14 protein-coding genes are annotated in these 16,732 nt (G+C 61.8%); 10 read left to right on the top strand and 4 right to left on the bottom strand.

Annotated elements, in window-relative coordinates; all coding sequences use genetic code 11:
- Window positions 1-38 precede the first annotated feature (38 nt).
- Window positions 39-722, bottom strand: a complete 684-nt coding sequence (locus KEC16_RS01380) for a class I SAM-dependent methyltransferase (RefSeq protein ID WP_211545862.1) — start codon at window positions 720-722, stop codon at window positions 39-41.
- Window positions 723-771: 49 nt separating this feature from the next.
- Between KEC16_RS01380 and KEC16_RS01375 the strand changes: the two genes are divergently transcribed.
- The 6 genes from KEC16_RS01375 to KEC16_RS01355 all read left to right on the top strand — a co-directional run bounded on the left by KEC16_RS01375 (window position 772) and on the right by KEC16_RS01355 (window position 8,769).
- A complete protein-coding gene (locus KEC16_RS01375) occupies window positions 772-1,275 on the top strand; it encodes a YdcF family protein (RefSeq protein ID WP_346343994.1) in 504 nt (167 codons plus the stop codon).
- Between the two features lie 179 nt (window positions 1,276-1,454).
- Complete coding sequence (cimA, locus tag KEC16_RS01370) at window positions 1,455-3,107, top strand: citramalate synthase (protein WP_211545861.1); 1,653 nt, start codon at window positions 1,455-1,457, stop codon at window positions 3,105-3,107.
- A gap of 3 nt (window positions 3,108-3,110) precedes the next feature.
- Window positions 3,111-3,797, top strand: a complete 687-nt coding sequence (locus KEC16_RS19685) for a hypothetical protein (protein ID WP_249208627.1) — start codon at window positions 3,111-3,113, stop codon at window positions 3,795-3,797.
- The gene (locus KEC16_RS01365) at window positions 3,794-4,564 is read left to right on the top strand and encodes an RNA methyltransferase (protein WP_249208625.1); all 771 of its coding nucleotides are present in this window, start codon (window positions 3,794-3,796) and stop codon (window positions 4,562-4,564) included. Before KEC16_RS19685 ends, KEC16_RS01365 begins: the two co-directional genes overlap by 4 nt.
- Before the next feature lie 126 nt (window positions 4,565-4,690).
- Window positions 4,691-6,406 carry a methyl-accepting chemotaxis protein gene (locus KEC16_RS01360; protein ID WP_211545859.1) on the top strand — a complete coding sequence of 572 codons (1,716 nt, stop codon included), beginning with the start codon at window positions 4,691-4,693 and terminating at the stop codon, window positions 6,404-6,406.
- A 68-nt stretch (window positions 6,407-6,474) separates the two neighbouring features.
- Window positions 6,475-8,769 carry an adenylate/guanylate cyclase domain-containing protein gene (locus KEC16_RS01355; RefSeq protein WP_249208624.1) on the top strand — a complete coding sequence of 765 codons (2,295 nt, stop codon included), beginning with the start codon at window positions 6,475-6,477 and terminating at the stop codon, window positions 8,767-8,769.
- A 214-nt stretch (window positions 8,770-8,983) separates the two neighbouring features.
- Here KEC16_RS01355 and KEC16_RS01350 read toward each other — a convergent pair whose 3' ends face one another.
- The 3 genes from KEC16_RS01350 to KEC16_RS01340 all read right to left on the bottom strand — a co-directional run bounded on the left by KEC16_RS01350 (window position 8,984) and on the right by KEC16_RS01340 (window position 12,340).
- Entirely contained in the window at window positions 8,984-9,886 is a 903-nt protein-coding gene (locus tag KEC16_RS01350; RefSeq protein ID WP_211545858.1) for a hypothetical protein, read from the bottom strand.
- Window positions 9,887-9,958: 72 nt separating this feature from the next.
- Entirely contained in the window at window positions 9,959-11,131 is a 1,173-nt protein-coding gene (locus KEC16_RS01345; protein ID WP_211545857.1) for a hypothetical protein, read from the bottom strand.
- Window positions 11,132-11,500: 369 nt separating this feature from the next.
- Complete coding sequence (locus KEC16_RS01340; protein ID WP_211545856.1) at window positions 11,501-12,340, bottom strand: alpha/beta fold hydrolase; 840 nt, start codon at window positions 12,338-12,340, stop codon at window positions 11,501-11,503.
- Between the two features lie 80 nt (window positions 12,341-12,420).
- On the opposite strand from KEC16_RS01340, the gene KEC16_RS01335 reads away from it, so the two are divergent.
- From KEC16_RS01335 to KEC16_RS01320, 4 genes are all read left to right on the top strand, one after another.
- Complete coding sequence (locus KEC16_RS01335) at window positions 12,421-13,881, top strand: NAD-dependent succinate-semialdehyde dehydrogenase (protein ID WP_211545855.1); 1,461 nt, start codon at window positions 12,421-12,423, stop codon at window positions 13,879-13,881.
- A 73-nt stretch (window positions 13,882-13,954) separates the two neighbouring features.
- Complete coding sequence (locus KEC16_RS01330; protein WP_211545854.1) at window positions 13,955-14,668, top strand: helix-turn-helix transcriptional regulator; 714 nt, start codon at window positions 13,955-13,957, stop codon at window positions 14,666-14,668.
- Between the two features lie 122 nt (window positions 14,669-14,790).
- A complete protein-coding gene (locus KEC16_RS01325; RefSeq protein WP_211545853.1) occupies window positions 14,791-16,104 on the top strand; it encodes a phenylacetate--CoA ligase in 1,314 nt (437 codons plus the stop codon).
- Window positions 16,101-16,634, top strand: coding sequence for a GNAT family N-acetyltransferase (locus KEC16_RS01320; protein WP_211545852.1), 534 nt, complete (start codon window positions 16,101-16,103; stop codon window positions 16,632-16,634). Before KEC16_RS01325 ends, KEC16_RS01320 begins: the two co-directional genes overlap by 4 nt.
- Window positions 16,635-16,732 lie beyond the last annotated feature (98 nt).

Here is a 16,732-nt window from a genome sequence, read left to right as displayed (position 1 = left end):
GACGCCAAAGCCGCCGCATGGGGATTTTCCGCCGCCGTTCAGCCGCCCTGCTTGCGCAAGATATTGACCCGCATGGGTTGATCGAAATCCATGCCGCCATCGCCATTGGCGCGGCCGTTGGCGGCGAACAGGGCGCGCATTTCGCCATCCATGGCGGCGAATTTGGCTTCGCGTTCGGAATTGGCCGAAATAATCCGTTCGCGCAGCGCTTCGTACGATTTCAGCGACACGGTGTGCAGATAGGTCAATTCCTCGGCCATCTCGAAACCGGCCGCCGCGCGCAAAGCGGCCAAGGCCTGGGCGCGGACACGGGTTTCGTCGTCGATGGGCTTGCAGGTCTCGAAGAACAATCCCTCGGCGACCGGTTCCGACACATAGACCAGCCCGCCGGGCTTAAGCACGCGGGCGGCTTCGGCCAGGGCGGCGGCCATGAAATCGCCGGGCACATGATGCAACGAGTTGAAGAACACCACGATATCGGCGCTGGCGGTCTCGGCCGGCAGGTCCTGGCCCACGCCTTCGACGATGCGTTCGTCGCCCACCTTTTGCGCCGCCCACGCCTTGGCCAATTGGCGGGGCGAGCATTCCACCCCCAGCACCTGGGCGCCGTTCCGGGTCAGCAGGCGCACCAGATGGCCGTCACCGCATCCCACATCGACGACGTGCTTGCCTTCCAGGTCCAGCGTCTCGACAATCACATCGGCATTGCGGCGGCGTTGCATGCTTTGCTCTCCTCGTGGCTTATGATGTGATGCTTATATGGAAATGCCGGTGAAAGTCGAGTTCGATTGCGCCATCGTCTTGGGCGCCAAGGTGCTGACGGATGGCACCCCCTCGGCCGCCTTGGCCCGTCGGGTCGCCCATGCGACGGAATTGGCGCGCCGGGGGCAGGTGCGCCATCTGCTGATGAGCGGCGGCCCCGTCAACCACCCCACTCCCGAAGCCCATGTCATGCGCGACCTGGCCGTTGCCGCCGGCATCGCCGCCGAACGGGTGCTTGTGGAAGACCGTTCGCGCGATACCATCGGCAACGCCCGCTGTTGCGTCCCGATCATTGCCGCCCATGGCTGGCAACGATTGCTGGTGGTCACCGACCGCTTCCACCTGCCGCGGGCGCGCCTGATCTTTCGTCATCACGGCCTAAGCGTGACCGGATCGGGCGCCAGCCCCGAACGGATCAGCGCCGAATGGCTGCTGTCACATGCCCGCGAAGTCCCGGCGATGCTCAAGACCTTGGTTCGACTGACGGTCGAGGACCGGGAGCAACATTCTTAGAATATCCCGGCCAGTACCGCTGCAAATCACCGACACCATGGTTTTCCCCGTTAAAATTCGTCTAACGGGGGTTATGCCGTCACGCCCAACCGTTTGGGTTGGCGACGGCCGGCGGCTTCTATATGCTTGCCGTCCCCCGTGGGCGAAAGCTCGCGCCCTGTCAGCATAGTTGAAGCAAAATGACCAATAGCTCTCGCGTTTATATCTATGACACCACCTTGCGTGATGGCGCCCAGACTCAGGGCGTCGATTTCTCGGCCGCCGACAAGGCCAAGATTGCGCGGGAGCTGGATGCGCTGGGTATTGACTATATCGAGGGCGGTTGGCCCGGCGCCAACCCGACCGATGATGCGTTCTTCGCCAATCCGCCGGGTTTCACCCAGTCCAAGCTGTGCGCCTTCGGCATGACCCGGCGCGCCGGCCGGTCCGCCGACAACGATCCCGGTTTGAACGCCCTGGTCGCGCACGAAACCGTGGGCGCGGTGACCATGGTCGGCAAGTCGTGGGATTTCCAGGTCACCGTGGCGCTGGGGGTCGAACTGGACGAGAACCTGCGCATGATCGGCGAATCCATCGCCCATCTGGGCACCAAGGTGCCCGAGGTTCTGTACGACGCTGAACATTTCTTCGATGGCTACAAGGCCAACCCGGCCTATGCCCTGGCGGCGCTGCGCGCCGCTTATGACAACGGCGCCCGCTGGATCGTGCTGTGCGACACCAATGGCGGCTCGCTGCCGCACGACATTGAACGCATCGTCGGCGAAGTCATCGCCGCCGGCATCCCCGGTTCGCATCTTGGCGTTCACTGCCACAACGACACCGATGCGGCGGTGGCCAATTCCCTGGCTGCGGTCAAGGCCGGGGTGCGACAGGTCCAAGGCACCATCAATGGTCTGGGCGAACGCTGCGGCAATGCCAATCTGGTTTCGATCATTCCCAATCTGATGCTGAAGATGGGCTTTGACACCGGCATTAGCCTGGAAGCGCTGAAAAATCTGGTCCGCGCCAGCCGGGCGCTGGACGAAGTACTGGACCGCAAGCCCAATCGCTCGCAGCCTTATGTCGGCTCGTCGGCTTTCGCCCATAAGGGCGGGCTGCACGTGTCGGCCGTGGCCAAGGATCCCAGTTGCTATGAACACATTGATCCGTCCATGGTCGGCAATGCCCGGCAGATCGTGGTGTCGGATCAGGCCGGACGTTCCAACATCGTCGCCCGCATGGCCGATCTGGGCCTCGACATCGCCAGCGTCAAGAAAGACGCGCTGATCGCCGTGGTCGAGCAGATGCAGGTCGCCTTCGACCCGCGCGACGTCGTCGATCTGGTCGATCTGATCAAGCGGCTGGAGCACGAGGGCTATGCCTATGACACCGCCGCCGCCAGCTTCGAATTGCTGGTCCGCCGCGCCCTTGGTCAAGTGCCCGATTACTTCCGGCTGGAACGCTATCGCGTCATCGACGAACGCCGCCGCAATGCCGTCGGTCACTGGGTGACGTTGTCGGAAGCCACCGTCAAGGTCGAGGTCGCCGGCAAGGAATACATCCAGGTGGGCGAAGGCGACGGCCCGGTCCATGCCTTTGACACCGCCCTGCGTCAGGTGCTGACCGGCCCCTATCCGCAATTAGAGGCGCTGGAACTGGCCGATTACCGCGTCCGCATCGTCGAAAGCACCGCCGGCACCTCGGCGCGCACCCGCGTCACCATCGAAAGCACCGATGGGCGCGGTCATCGCTGGAATACGGTCGGGGTCCATTCCAACGTCCTTGAGGCGTCGCTGGAAGCGCTTCAGGATTCCATCGCTTACATGCTGTACCGCTTCGCGGACGGGATTTGATCCATGGCCTCGGAAATTCTGGCGCAAATGCAGGATTGGGTGGCCATTTACGGCCCCCCACCGCTCCGTACCGAGTTGCTGGCCGCCCTCAACAATGCCCGCACCGAAGACGGTGGCGAGCCTGGGCCGGCCGATTACTGGCAAGCCGTCGCCGAATTATTGGTGGCCAAGGGGCATCTGGATGTGGCGCGCGAAGCGATCAAGCGCTGGCAAATGCTGGTGCCGGCCGATCATCCCATCCATGCGGTGATGGGCGGCGGACCGCCGCCCGAGGACAAGCCGGCGGTGGTGGCGCCGCCACCGCCGCCCAAGCCGGAACCCAATTCCCGCATCGTCCGGGTCATCGACACCACCTATACCTTCCTGCGCATCGAACCGCAGATGGACAAGGTACAGGGCAAGAAGGTCAAATCCTGCTGGGAAACCTTTCTTGAAGGAAACGACAAGACCAGCCGCGCCGTGCTCAACGGCTATGACGACGGCACCTATGGACCATGGGCGGTATCCGGTGTCTTCACCGATTTCGCCGGTGCGGCGGCGGTGGAAGTGGTGGTGCGGTCCATGCAACGCCATTTCGTCTTCACCACCAAAAAAGACGCCAAGATCCGCAAGGTGCTGGGCGGCTTCGGCCTGCCCTTCATGACCGTTGTCGGCGTTCTCATCGGCTATATCATGGGTGTTCTGCATTGACTGATTCCGCGACCGGCCCCGCCATCATCCTGGTGCGGCCGCAATTATCCGAAAACATCGGCACCGCCGCGCGGGCCATGCTCAATAACGGCCTGACCGATCTGCGTCTGGTCGGCCCCAGGCCGGATTGGCTGTCCGACCGGGCCATCGCCGCCGCCTCGGGCGCCGACCGGGTGGTGCTGGGGGCCAAGATATTCGACACCACCGCCGAAGCCGTCGCCGACCTTAACCGGGTATGGGCGACCACGGCGCGGAACCGTTTCATGGTCAAGCCGGTGAACACCCCCAGGACCGCCGCCGCCGCCATGCGCGCCATCGCCACCGACGGCCAGAAATTCGGGGTGATGTTCGGCCCCGAACGCACCGGCCTTGAGAATGAGGACGTGTCATTGGCCGACACCGTCATCACCGTGCCGCTGAACCCGGATTATTCATCGCTCAATCTGGCGCAATGCGTGCTGCTGGTGTCCTATGAATGGTACCAGACCGATGACCCGGTGCTGCCGGAACAGCATATGACCAAGGGGGCCGAGCCACCCGCCACCAAAGAAAAATTACAGCATTTCTTTGACCATCTGGAACGAGAACTCGACGAATGCGGCTTCCTGCGCCTTGCCGACAAACGGCCGGTGATGGTGCGCAATATCCGCAATCTGTTCCAGCGCGCCCACCTGACGGGCCAGGAAGTGCAGACCCTGCACGGCATCGTCCACGAACTGGTGACCTATCGTCACCGTAAGGGCAAAACCCACAACAGCGAGAACTGAATTAAACTTTCGATTATGACAGTATCCACAAGCCGCTGTGGATTCCCCCAATTGCGGGAAAGCTTAATCGAAATGTAAAACCGCCCCCCTACGCACAGAAAATATAGTGCGAATGGGGAGCGAGACATGCTGCATCGTGTCAAATTCGGGCAACGACTTTTGATCCTTCTGTCCGCCGCGGCAATTCTATTGCTGATTGTCGGCGGCACCGCCATGTTGGGGGGGCGCGATCTGGCCCGTGGCGCCGAGGCGGTCAATGCCCAGCGCGTTACCGCCATGGGCCAGTTGGCCCGCATCCTTGACCATGTTCATCATGTGCGCGGCGACGTGGTGCAGATTGTCCAAAGCGAAAGCCGGCTGACGCTTGACCGGCTGTCGGGCGACATCGACGCCAGCACCAAGACCATTGACGATTTGTGGGGACAATACCGCCGTCTCCCCCATGACGCCGACGAAACCCGGCTGGGCAAGGATTTCGAGGCGGCCTTGGGACAATGGCGGCAAGCCTATGCCCAAACCCTGGCCATGCTGGCCCAAGGCGATGCCTTTGGCGCCCGTGAGAATGTGGGGGAAAGCGATGCGCAGACCTATGCCGCAACAGCGCAAATCCTGCGCGAACTGACCGATCTGCAAATTACGTTGGCGCAGGAACAATTCGATGGCGCCATGACCGCGTGGAACCGGGCCAGCCTGACCGCCGGCGCGGTGACCGTCGGCGGTCTGATCCTGCTGGCGGTGGTCACCATCGGCATCGGCCGTTCCATCACCTTTCCCATCGCCGCCGCCATCGCCACCATGCGCAGTCTGGCCGCCGGCGATACCTCGGTCGTGGTCGGCGGGGCCGAGCGACGCGACGAAATCGGCGACATCGCCCGCGCCGTCGCCACCTTCAAGGACAACGCCATCGAACGTGAAGATTTGCGCCGGCAACAGGTTGAACAAGCCCGACAGGCAAGTGAGGAACGCCGGCAAGCCCGCATCCGCATGGCCGAGGAATTCGATTCGGGCGTGCGCGCAGTGCTGGATTCGGTGACCCATGGCGCCGCCAGCCTGGAAGGCTCGGCCCGCTCGTTATCCCAGGTTTCCACCGACGCCCGTCACGAAGCGCAAGAAGTGGACAATGCCGCCCGCAACGCCTCGGACAATACCGCCCGCGTCGCCGCCGCCACCGAGGAATTGTCGGCCTCGATTGCCGCCATCGCCACGCAAGTGGCCGAAAGCAACCGCATCGCCGCCGAAGCGGCGGCGGAAACCAACAGCAGCAACGCCATCATCGCCGATCTGGCTGGCGCCACCGAACGCATCGGTGAAATCATCACCCTGATCGGCACCATCGCCCGCCAGACCAATCTGCTGGCGCTGAACGCCACCATCGAGGCGGCCAGGGCCGGCGAGGCCGGCAAAGGCTTTGCCGTGGTCGCGCACGAGGTCAAGACCCTGGCCAACCAGACCGCCAAGGCCACGGCGGAAATCAGCAGCCACATTACCGCCGTACAGGACGAAACCGCCCGCGCCGTTCATTCCATCGCTCATGTCGGCGACATCGTCGGCCGGCTTAGCCTGATTTCCGAGGCCGTCGCCCAAGCCGTGCGCCAACAAGAGGCCGCCACCGACGAAATCGCCCGCAATGTCGATCAAGCCGCGCGCGGCACCGTCGCCGTGTCGCAGGGCGTCGGTCAACTGACCCAGGCCGCCGATCAGACCGGCGATTCCTCGGTTCAGGTGCTCAACACCGCCGCCGATCTGGCCGGTGGCGCCAGCCGTCTGCAACAAGCGGTCGATCGCTTCGTCGGCCAGATGCGCAATCCCGACTTGCTGGATCAGGCACTGCCGGCGGCATAAAGGCTCGCCCCCCGCCGGGCTGCGTGTTAAACCTTGATGATCGGGGATAGACTGCATGGGGCGCGATCATGGGCGAGTCGGCGGCGATGACGGGGATGCCGAAAAACCAAGATGAATGGGAACGCTCGGCCCGGGCGCTGCTGGATGACGGCCAGAACTTCCTGGCTCATGACGTTTGCCGTGATGGCCTGCGATTTTTCCCCAACAGTTTCAAACTGGCCATCTTCGGCGCCATCGCCCTGTCGCAGACCGGCGCCGTCGATGAAGCCCGGCGCCTGCTGGCCCCGGTTCTTGACGTTATCTTGATCGACGAAGGCCCGTTCCGGCGCCTGCAAGCCAGCCTGAAAGCGGCCATCGTCACCTTGGACGAAATCCATTCCGAAGACGCTTTGTCGGCCATGGCCGATCTGGCCGAGGCAATCGAGATGGTCCGCGGCAAGAAGCTGGAAGCCGATGCCGACGCCGAAACCTATAACGCCCTTGCCCGGGTGTTCCGCGAGGCCTGGTTGGCCTCGGGCGCCCGGAACGATTTGGAACATTGTCGGCAATTGTTCCTGCGCGCCTTCGCCGTCGGCGGCAACCCGCGCGATGGGATCGACGCGGCGGTGATGTCGGTGATGCTGGGTGACCTGCCCCAGGCCAAGGCCCTGGCCGGACGCGTCAACGACTTCTTGTCCGCCCACGAAGTCGACCCCACCCTGCCCGCCGACGAGCGTTACCGCATGTTGGCCACCTTGGGCCAAGCGCAATTATTGCTGGGCGACGGCGATGCCGCCCTGGACACCTTCCACTGGGCGCGGGCGCTGGAAGGCGTGCATTACGGCCGCGTGGTCTCGGCGCTGAAACAGATCGAGTTGCTGAAACAAGGCGGCATCGACGTTCCCGACGAACTGGCCACCATCATCAAGCCGCCGACGGTGGTGGTTTTCACCGGCCATGCGCTTGACCGTCCGGGCGAAGGCCCGCATTTCCCCCCGGCGCTGGAAGCGGTGGTCCGGGCGGAAATCGCCTCGCAACTGGACGAATTGGACGCCCAGATCGGCTATTCCACCGCCGCCTGCGGCTCGGATCTGCTGTTCATCGAGGCCATGCTGGAACGCGGCGCCGAAGTCAACGTGGTGATGCCCTTCGCCATCGACGATTTCATCGCCGCCGATGTTCGCTATGGCGGCCCGCGCTGGGAAATGCGGTTCCGCAATGCCTTGAAGCTGGCCGCTTCGGTCACCTATGCCACCGAAGAACGTTTCCTTGGCCACGATATGCTGTACCGCTTCGCCAATCAGTGCCTGCACGGTCTGGCGACGCTGCGTTCTGGCTTTTTGCGCACCAGCCCCTATCTGCTGGCGGTGTGGGACATGATGCCCGGCTCCCTGGTTGGCGGCGCCGGCGATTTCATCGACCAGTGGGAAGATATCTCGCGCCTGCGCATCATCGATCTGGACGGATTGCTGACCCAAAATCCGGAACTGTGCCCCGACGGCCCGGCCATGCCCAACCTGGATTTCGGCGGCAGCGAGGAAAATGACGAGGAAGGCCAGGGCCGGGTCATCCGCTCGATGCTGTTTTGCGACATCGCCGGCTATTCCAAGCTCAAGGAAGAACATATTCCTGACTTCCTGGAATTCCTGCAACGGCTGAAGGACGGCCTGACCGCGTCCGGGATCGAACCAAAATCCATCAACACCTGGGGCGACGCCATCTTCGTCGTCATGGACAAGGCCACCCCCATGGCCGAATACGCCCTGACCATGCAAGAAGTGGTGGCCCGCCTGGGCGTCGAGATGAAGGACCGGCTGACCAATCCGCTGACCCTGCGCATCAGCTTGCATGCCGGCCCGGTGTTCGAAGCCATCGACCCCATCCGCAACAACAAGAATTTCTACGGCAGCCACATCAACCGCGCCGCCCGTCTGGAGCCGGTGACGGTGATCGGCCACGTCTACGCCACCCAGCAATTCGTCGCCGTGCTTACCGCCGAGCAATCGGCCATGCGCACCGAAGCCGTCAATAACGCCGAGGAATTCGCCGACAAATACATCAGCGAATATGTCGGCGTGCTGTCGCTGGCCAAGGATTTCGGCAAGCAGACCGTCTATCACCTGCGCCGCCGCACCAGCGAGGAAAACACCATGCCGGCAGCCATGGAGACGGTGGTGCACGCCATGCTGGAGGCTGCCGACAACAGCGGCATCACCGAAACCCCGGCAACATCGGTCGGTTCCGTTCTGGAAACGGTGGCGCGGATGATGGAACGCTCGGAAACCGAACAGCCCAAACGCAAGGGCCGCAAAACCAAGAAATCAACCACCACCGACATGGATGATCTGGTTCAAGACGGCGCCCTGCACTGGCCGGGAACCTAAAACAGAAGGTTCATTGACATGAACCCTCTGTTTGGACCGGACCACAAAATCAACGAATTGTGCACGGATCCATTCGGAGAATCAGCGCACCATCGGAATGGATCCATGCGCCAGTGCCGTTTCCGATCAACCGAAATCGGCTCCAGCTTAGCCATGGCGGCCCGCGCCGGGTCCGCTCAATTACCGCGCAGGCTTCACGGCCTCGCAATCCGCGCTATTGTCCGCCGAAAAACCGCGCCGCCGATTGGGTAACAATGCCGACGATCACAGGCGTTCCAGAAGAACTGTCGACAGAGACATCCAGATTGCCATCGGCGTTGAATGTCGCTTGTGTCGTCGATACTCGGTTGTCCAGATAATAAGGCCACAGCCCGAGCGCGGAGCCGTCTTCGATTTCTGTCTGTTCTTCATCCGGGTATTCAGCCTCGGACTCATAAGACAAGGCGATATCACGAACGCAGAGCAACCCGATCACCACGCGGTTCAGGCTGCCGCCGTCGCCAAAAGTGGATTCCCAATTCACCGCCGAATTCGGATTCCAGGGGGCCTTGCCAGGGTTATGATAAGCCAAGGACATCGCCGAGGACGTATACCAGTCTGACGCTTCCGGGGCGAAATTGAGCAGACGGCCAAAAGCTGTCTTCATGCTCAGCCGTGCCTCGGCAAAGCGGGCGGAAGGCCCCCCCACCACCTCTGCCTGCCGCCATAATCCCCAAACGGCAGGGTCTTCGTCCGAGGGAATGGTGAAGCTAAAGCTCAGATGCGGCGCGGCGCCAAGCTGCTTGGCCATCGACTTATAACCGCGAACCCAAGCCGGCGGCTGGTGCCCCCACTCGGCAAGATTGCGTTTCGCTGCGGCGACGGCATCCAAGGGATTGTGTCCGGCGACCAGGGCATTGATCACCGTGCTATAGGCGTCAAAGAATGTGCCGGCGGTAGAACCGGACTGTATTGGTCCCGCATCCGGAAGCTGATTAAGAAGCCCCCAGAGGAACTCATCCGAACCGGCGGGAGGCAGCTGGGCAGCTTGATAGAGATTCATGCTGCTCGGCGTCAATCCGATGGCTGTCGCCTGTTGAGCGGCAAACAAGGTTTGGAGCTGATAGAAACCACGCATCAGAGCATCTCCCCCTTAAGGGCAGAATAAGGACGCCCCACCATTGGGCGAGGCGTCCCATATCGGCTTAATTCACAGGTTCGCCACAAGCAGCTTCGATGCTTCCTTCGCGTATCCCAGGAATTGATCCACGGGCTCGACGACGGCGCCAACGATGGTCGGCACGTTCTTTTCCGTGACAACCGTCACATTCAGATTGCCGGCGGTGTTGAAATCCACCTGGGTGTCCGAATAACCGCCGGAGGAGGAGTTGTAGAACGGCCACAGACCGCCGCCCTTGTGGTTGCTGATCTCGCGCTGCTCGCTGCTGCTGAAGACCGCCTTGGTGCTGTAATTCAACGTCATCTGATTGGCGATCAGCAAAATCGTGGTGAAACGCTGCATGTCCCCCTTGGACGAGAACGTGTTGTCCCAAGTCTTTTGGCCGCCGGGGGCCCAGACCTTGGAACTGGGATCATGATAGGCGATACCAAACGCGGACGAAGTGTACCAATCGCCGGGAGTCCCCTTGAACGGAAGCAAGTTCTTGAAACTGGCGTTCATCGTCACTTCACTGGACGAGAATTTCTTGCTGATTTCCGTGTCCGAGCTGCTATTGGACCACAAGCCGAACACCGCTGATTGGCTGCCGCCAGTCCAGGTCTTCTTGTAATCTTGGCTCGACACGCTGAGATTGGCAGCGAAGGTGACGGCCGGCGCCTTCTTCAATTGCTTCATCATCGTGGCATAGCCGGGGACGAAATCAACCGGCTTACGCCCCACCGGCTTATAAGCCAGAACGTTGTTTTGGCCGGCAAAAATCGGATTGAGCAGCATGCGGGCATAAGCCGAGGCACCGGCATCGGCGTTTTCCGAACACGGTCCGACCAAAAACGCCCAATCGCGATACCCCTTTGGCGATGCCACGGCATAGCCGTTTTCCACGGCAGACGAATAGGCGTCGAAGCAATAATCGCCAATGACCTTCTTGAAGTCATTGGGAGGGCTTACCATGGAACTCATCACCGCGGAATAATTCGCAAGAAACTGTGCGCCCGACGACAAAGTCGTATTCCGAGTCAAAGAATACTCTGGAATGGTATTGAGGTAATTCCATAAAAGCGTATCCGCCTCATCATCATCGTCACCGATGATCGGCGGCGCCGGCTGAACCATCTGAGCTGGCTGGCTGAGGTGGAAACCAACCCCTTGAATGAAGGCAGCAAAAAAAACTTTCTGAAGGTCAGCAAAGCTATCATCGGACATGACTTCGTCTCCCTATGCGTATTGGATCCGCCTTAAAAGCAGCTCAGTAGGCAAGACATCTTATGCCTGTATCTAAGGCTATCGTACACACGTAAAACGAGTCAATCCTCGCATGATACACCCATTCTAAGTATATATCTATTCACTAACTATTCGCGCATTTAGTGTAATTCAGCACGCCAATGCGAATCTCCCCCTCTTCGGCTGCCTTGCAAAGATTGGGAGAAAAATAGATGACGCGCATGACCAAGCGCCGGAATGGCGGACGCGGCAGAACACGCCTCATCCGCCATGCGCGAATATGGCCATCACCGACAGCGACCAAAAACCCATGCGGCCGTTCGTCAAAATAGTCGGGGTCTGACGTCCTTAGGCCAGAAACGCCGCCACCGGCTGCAACTGACTCGGCACGTTCAACATCGGCGCATGACCGCAGCCGGGAACGGTGATCAGGGCCGGCTTGGGGCCGCGCCGGGTCATTTCCGTCGCGGTCTCGGCCAACAAAAGATCGGAAACCGCGCCGCGCAGGGCCAAGGTCGGGCAGGCGATGGCATCCCACATCTCCCACGCTTCGGAGCCGTCGAACTGTTCGCAGAACACCCGCATCACCGCCGGATCGAAATGTGATGACAACTTGCCGTTATCGCGCCGCCGCACGCTGGTTTCCGCCATCAACCGCCATTCCGCATCGCTGAGCTGACCGAACGGGGTGTAAACCACGCGTAAAAACCGTTCGAATTCATCCATGGTGGCGAATTCCGGCACCATGCTGACATAGGCCTTGATGCGGTTGACGGCGTCGGCGTTAAGGGCCGGGCCGATATCGTTGACCACCAGCTTGTCGATGCGGCCGCGGCCCAAATCGCTGGCGGCCAAGGCCATGCCGATCAGCCCCCCCATGGAGGTGCCGACCCAGCGGCAAGAGGTGATCCCCAGCGCTTCCAGCAGCCCGATGGCGATGCCGCAATAGACCGGCAAGGTGTAATCGGTATCGGGGGCGGTGGACCAGCTGGACAGGCCACGACCGATGGTGTCGGGGCAGATCACCCGGTACCGATCGGCGAAAAAGGCGGCTGCGGTGTCGAAATCACGGCCGGTTCGCGCCAAACCGTGCCACATCACCAAGGCTGGCGCGGCCGGATCGCCCCACTCGCTGACATGGATTTCATGACCAGCGATGGCAAGATAAAACGAGCGGCGGTTTTTCATCGGGCGGCCCCTTGGTGTTGCGGTTGCGGGCGAGTATATCTGTTTGCCGATCTTTGTCCCCTGCCGTCAGGAAGCCGACCATGCTGGAACTCGCTGATTTCACCTTGCTGCGCAATCACGGCCATGTGGATGGAAAGTGGATTCACGCCGATTCGGGCGCGGTCTTCGCGGTCACCAACCCGGCCGACGGTTCGGTCATCGTCCACGTCGCCGCCATGGGCCAGGCCGAAACCCGGCGCGCCATCGACGCCGCCGCCAACGCCCTGCCGGCCTGGCGGGCCAAGACCGCCAAGGACCGCGCCAACCTGTTGCGCAAATGGTACGAACTGATCTTGGCCAATGCCGACGATCTGGCCAAGCTGATGACCGCCGAACAGGGCAAGCCACTGGCCGAAGCGCGGGGCGAGGTGACCTATGGCGCCAGTTTCATCGAATGGTTCGCCGAGGAAGCCAAGCGCGTCTATGGCGACACCATTCCGGCCCATGGCGCCGACAAGCGCATCGTCGTGGTGAAAGAACCTATCGGCGTCGTCGCCGCCATCACGCCATGGAATTTTCCCAACGCCATGATCACCCGCAAATGCGCCCCGGCCCTGGCCGCTGGCTGCACCGTGGTGGTCAAGCCGGCGGAAGACACGCCGCTATCGGCCCTGGCCCTGGCCGAACTGGCCAAGCGTGCCGGCATTCCGGCGGGCGTCTTCAACGTGTTGCCCTGCGCCGATCCGGTGCCGGTGGGAAACGAACTGACCAGCAATCCCCTCATTCGCAAGCTCTCCTTCACCGGTTCGACCGAGATCGGCAAGCACCTGATGCGACACTGCGCCGATACGGTGAAAAAGGTCAGTCTGGAATTAGGCGGCAACGCCCCCTTCATCGTCTTTGACGACGCCGATCTGGATGCGGCGGTAACCGGCGCCATGGCATCGAAATACCGTAACACCGGCCAGACCTGCGTCTGCGCCAACCGCATCTTGGTGCAATCCTCGGTCTATGACGCCTTTGCCGCCAAGCTGGCCGAGGCGGTGGCCAAGCTGGTGGTCGGCCCCGGACTGGCCGGCGAAACCCATCAAGGCCCGCTGATCAACGAACAAGCGGTCGACAAGGTCGAACGCCACATCGCCGACGCGGTGGCCAAGGGGGCCAAGGTGTTGTGCGGCGGCAAGCGCCACGCCCTGGGCGGCACCTTCTTCGAACCGACCATCCTGACCGGAATCACCCCTGCCATGCTGGTGGCGCGGGAAGAAACCTTCGGTCCAGTGGCGCCGCTATTTCGTTTCGACAGCGAGGAAGAAGCGGTGCGCATGGCCAACGACACCGAATTCGGCCTTGCCGCCTATTTCTATTCCCGCGATATCGGCCGAGTTTGGCGGGTGTCGGCGGCGCTGGAATACGGCATCGTCGGCATCAACGAAGGCATCATCTCGACCGAGGTCGCCCCCTTCGGCGGCATCAAGGAATCGGGCATCGGCCGCGAGGGCTCCAAGTACGGCATGGATGATTTCCTCGAGATCAAATATTTGTGCATGGGCGGATTGGCCTAAACGGGCGACGCAACCATTGCTGGATATTCATTAGGAATCCCTCTAAACTTCCGGCGGGCAGTGGGAGGTGAAGATGGATTCCTGGATCACCGAAATGACCGAGGAATTGCTGTGGGTCGAGGATATCCCCGCCGCCCAGGCATCGTTGCGTCAGCTTGCCAAGCAAGCCGACGTTGACTTTTTCGCCTATGGCAACAGCCGACCGGGGCTGGAAGATCCCTATTGGGATTCCACCTATCCGGCCCAATGGATGAACCATTACTTCCTCAACCGCTATCAATTCATCGACCCGGTGGTGTTGGAAGCCCAACGCAGCCACCTGCCGTTCGCCTGGCGCTTCTTGCTCAACCGCCCCCAGGGCATGACCCCGGAACAACAGCTTTTATTCGCCGAGGCGGCGGAATACGGCATTCGCGATGGCTTCACCATCCCGTTTCACAGTGAAAGCGGCTGCATCGCCGCCATGTCCTTCGCCTTTCGCTCGCGCGCCGAGATGGAGCATTTCGCCGGCATGCAGCCGCGCCTGAAATTGTTGGCGCTGTATTATCACACCGCCATCGAACGGCTGCTGGAAGTGGCGGTGCCGGAAAGCGAGTTGTCGGCCATGGAACGGCAATGCCTGAGCTTTTTGGCCGATGGCCGTTCCTTGTGGGAAATTTCCGGTTTGCTGCACCGGCCGGAAAGCGACGTCACCTCGTCCTTGCGCAGCGCCCGCGATAAATTGGGGGCCGCCACCACCGCCCAAGCCGTCAACAAGGCCATCAGCCAAGGGCTGATCGCGCCGTGACCGTAAGGGCGTTGCTTATTGAAATCATAAAAATTCCGATCTTTCGCCACGGCCAAGGCGATTATTGCGTTATGCGGGCTTAACCGCTAAACCGCCCGGACGAAATTTGCGAGGATGCGAATATGTCCGTGCCGGCCGGTCCCAGCTTCATGTTTGCCCCCGAGATCGAGCGGCTGGACCGCCCGTCACTGGCCAAGCTGCAACTGGAGCGGCTGAAAGGCGCGCTCAACCGCGCCTATGCCCATGTGCCGCATTACCGCAAGGCCTTTGACGCCAAGGGCGTTCATCCCGACGACCTGAAGCAGCTTGAGGATCTGGCGCGCTTCCCGTTCACGGTCAAGACCCATCTGCGCGACAATTACCCGTTTGGCCTGTTCGCCGTGCCGCGCGAACAGGTGATCCGCCTGCACGCCAGTTCAGGGACCACCGGCAAGCCCACCGTCGTCGGCTATACCGAGGACGATCTGAACATGTGGGCCGATCTGATGGCGCGCTCGCTCGCCTGTGCCGGGGTGCGGCCGGGCGATTGCATGCACAACGCCTATGGCTACGGCCTGTTCACCGGCGGCCTGGGCTTTCACGCCGGGGCTGAACGGCTGAAATGCACGGTGACTCCGGTCTCGGGCGGGCAGACCGAACGCCAGATCGCGCTGATGTGCGATTTCGGCGCCACCGTGCTGGCGGCGACGCCGTCTTATGCCCTTAATCTGGTGGAAGTCGCCGAACAGATGGGCGTCGATCTCGCCAACGGCCCCTTGCGCGTCGGCACTTTTGGCGCCGAGCCGTGGTCGGAAACCATGCGGGCCGAGCTGGACCGCCGCCTCGGCATCCGCGCCTGCGACACCTATGGCCTGTCCGAGATCATGGGGCCGGGAGTGGCGATGGAATGCACCTATCGCCTGGGCCTGCACGGCTGGGAAGATCAGTTCCTGTTCGAAGTGGTCAACCCCGACACCATGGAACCGGTGCCCATGGGCGAGCCGGGCGAATTGGTCATCACCACCCTGACCAAGCAAGCCCTGCCGATGATCCGCTATCGCACCCGCGACATCACCCGCCTGGTGGACGAACCCTGCGCCTGCGGCCGCACCCATGTCCGTATCATGCGGGTCACCGGACGCAACGACGACATGCTGATCATCCGTGGCGTCAACCTGTACCCCAGCCAGGTCGAATCGGTTCTGGTCGGCTTCCCCGGCATTGCGCCCCATTACCAATTGGTGATCACCCGCCAGGGGTCGATGGACCATCTGACCGTCGAGGCCGAATCCGATTGTGACCGCGACGAGGACGGCCGCAAGCTGCTGGCCCGTCAGGTCCGCCACCACCTGAAATCCATGGTCGGCGTCACCTGCGAGGTGTTGGTGCGCGCACCGGGCGAATTGCCGCGCAGCCAGGGCAAGGCGGTGCGGGTCAGGGATATGCGCAAGGCATGATCCTGTGGCGCCCCATGCGGGGAGACGATCTTCCGGCTGTGCTGCGGATCGCCGAGACCCTGCACCCGGACTATCCCGAACGGATCGAGGTTTTCGCTGATAAGCTGGCGTTCTTCCCGGCCGGCTGCCGGGTGGTGGAAGACGCCGACGGCGCCATACGCGGCTATGCCTTCGCCCATGTCTGGAGCCAAGGCTTGCCGCCGCTGCTGGATCAGCCGTTGGGCCCCCTGCCCGGTCCGGCCGATTGCCTGCACCTGCACGATATCGCCCTTATGCCGCAAATCCGCGGCCACGGCGGCGCGACGCTGTATCTGAACCAACTGGAAGCGCTGGCCCAAGCGCGCGGCCTGCCCGCCCTGACCCTGATCGCCATCAAGGGCCAGGACGGCTTTTGGCGCGGCCTGGGATTCAAGGAATTCATCGCCCCGACCGCCGAATTGACGGCCCGGCTGGGCAGTTACGGCAGCGGCAATTCCTATCTGTGCCGTGACGTGACCAAACTCAAGGAAAGCGATACACAAACCGCTTGAAGATATTTCAGAATTGCCCCGAATAATGTTAGGGTCTTGCCCTTCCCGAAACGGGGAAAATCGCCAGGATCACACGGGTATCAAGGTGTAAGGAGTGT

The sequence above is a fragment of the Magnetospirillum sulfuroxidans genome (assembly GCF_018224925.1).
Classification (GTDB): Bacteria; Pseudomonadota; Alphaproteobacteria; order Rhodospirillales; family Magnetospirillaceae; genus Magnetospirillum; species Magnetospirillum sulfuroxidans.
This window is presented reverse-complemented; position numbering and strand designations above follow the sequence as displayed.

What these genes read in the sequence shown, in the direction of transcription:
- KEC16_RS01380 (WP_211545862.1), bottom strand. Translation starts at nt 722, where the DNA reads ATGCAACGCCGCCGCAATGCCGATGTGATTGTCGAGACGCTGGACCTG.
- cimA (WP_211545861.1), top strand. Translation starts at nt 1,455, where the DNA reads ATGACCAATAGCTCTCGCGTTTATATCTATGACACCACCTTGCGTGAT.
- KEC16_RS19685 (WP_249208627.1), top strand. Translation starts at nt 3,111, where the DNA reads ATGGCCTCGGAAATTCTGGCGCAAATGCAGGATTGGGTGGCCATTTAC.
- KEC16_RS01360 (WP_211545859.1), top strand. Translation starts at nt 4,691, where the DNA reads ATGCTGCATCGTGTCAAATTCGGGCAACGACTTTTGATCCTTCTGTCC.
- KEC16_RS01355 (WP_249208624.1), top strand. Translation starts at nt 6,475, where the DNA reads ATGGGCGAGTCGGCGGCGATGACGGGGATGCCGAAAAACCAAGATGAA.
- KEC16_RS01350 (WP_211545858.1), bottom strand. Translation starts at nt 9,886, where the DNA reads ATGCGTGGTTTCTATCAGCTCCAAACCTTGTTTGCCGCTCAACAGGCG.
- KEC16_RS01345 (WP_211545857.1), bottom strand. Translation starts at nt 11,131, where the DNA reads ATGTCCGATGATAGCTTTGCTGACCTTCAGAAAGTTTTTTTTGCTGCC.
- KEC16_RS01340 (WP_211545856.1), bottom strand. Translation starts at nt 12,340, where the DNA reads ATGAAAAACCGCCGCTCGTTTTATCTTGCCATCGCTGGTCATGAAATC.
- KEC16_RS01335 (WP_211545855.1), top strand. Translation starts at nt 12,421, where the DNA reads ATGCTGGAACTCGCTGATTTCACCTTGCTGCGCAATCACGGCCATGTG.
- KEC16_RS01330 (WP_211545854.1), top strand. Translation starts at nt 13,955, where the DNA reads ATGGATTCCTGGATCACCGAAATGACCGAGGAATTGCTGTGGGTCGAG.
- KEC16_RS01325 (WP_211545853.1), top strand. Translation starts at nt 14,791, where the DNA reads ATGTCCGTGCCGGCCGGTCCCAGCTTCATGTTTGCCCCCGAGATCGAG.
- KEC16_RS01320 (WP_211545852.1), top strand. Translation starts at nt 16,101, where the DNA reads ATGATCCTGTGGCGCCCCATGCGGGGAGACGATCTTCCGGCTGTGCTG.